At 71.9% G+C, this 1,162-nt stretch carries 1 protein-coding gene; it reads left to right on the plus strand.

Annotation, left to right across the window (positions count from 1 at the left end; genetic code table 11):
- A partial coding sequence (locus AC07CM_RS51035) for a polyketide synthase dehydratase domain-containing protein (protein ID WP_478883380.1) occupies window positions 1-1,162 on the plus strand: 1,162 nt, incomplete at both ends.

Here is a 1,162-nt window from a genome sequence, read left to right on the forward strand (position 1 = left end):
CTGGAGCTGGGGCCGGACGGGACGCTGTCGGCGATGATCCAGGAGACCGCGGCCGTCACCACGGTTCCCGCACTGCGCCGGGACCGGGATGAGGAAACGGCTGCGGTGACGGCGCTGGCGGTGCTGCACGCCCATGGTGTCAGGGTGGACTGGGAGGCGTTCTTCGCCGGCACGGGCGCCCGCCGGGTCGCACTGCCGACCTACGCCTTCCAGCACGAACGGTTCTGGCCGCAGCCGTCGGAAGCAGCGCCCTCGACGGCTGGCCACCCGCTTCTCCACTCCGTTGTGGCACTGGCCGACGGTGACGGCGTGGTCCTCACCGGCCGGCTGTCGCTGCGGACACAGCCGTGGCTGGCGGATCACGTCGTACACGGCCGGATCCTGTTTCCCGGCACCGGTTTCGTGGAGCTGGCGCTGTGCGCCGGGGACGAACTCGGCCTCCAGCAGATCGAGGAACTGACCATGGCGGCGCCGCTGGTGCTGCCGGAGAAGGGCAGCGTCGCCCTTCAGGTGTCGGTCGACAGGACCGGCCGGATCGGTGTCTTCTCCCGGCCCGACGGCACGGACGGCCCGTGGACGCAGCATGCCACCGGCACCCTGGGCCAGGGCGCCAGGCCCGCCGCCGACCTCGGCGCGTGGCCACCGGCGGGTGCGGAACCCCTGTCGCTCGACGGGTTCTACGATCGCGTGCTGGAGCTCGGTTTCGACTACGGACCGGCGTTCCAGGGCCTGCGGTCGGTCTGGCGCGCCGCCGACGGCGTGTTGTTCGCCGAGGTCGAACTGCCCGAACGCATGTCGGGACAGTACGGCTTGCACCCGGCGCTGTTCGACGCCGCCCTGCACACCCTCGGCACGACCGCGCACGGCGAGCCGAGCCGGGTGCCGTTCTCCTGGGAGGGCGTGTCCCTGCACGCGACCGGCGCCACAGCACTGCGGGTCCGGCTGGCCGTCGACGGCGACACCGCGTCACTGACCGCGGTCGACCCGGCGGGCACCCTCGTGCTCTCCGCCGACGCGCTCACGCTGCGTACCGTCACGCCGGATCAGTTCGGCCAGGTCGATTCCTCGTATCGGGTGGAGTGGTTGACGTCGGTGCCGGCGGTCGAGGCGGGTGATGTGCGGTTCGTGGAGTTGGTGGGCGGCGTTGATGTGGTGGCGTCGG

Source organism: Streptomyces sp. NPDC044061 (assembly GCF_056434305.1).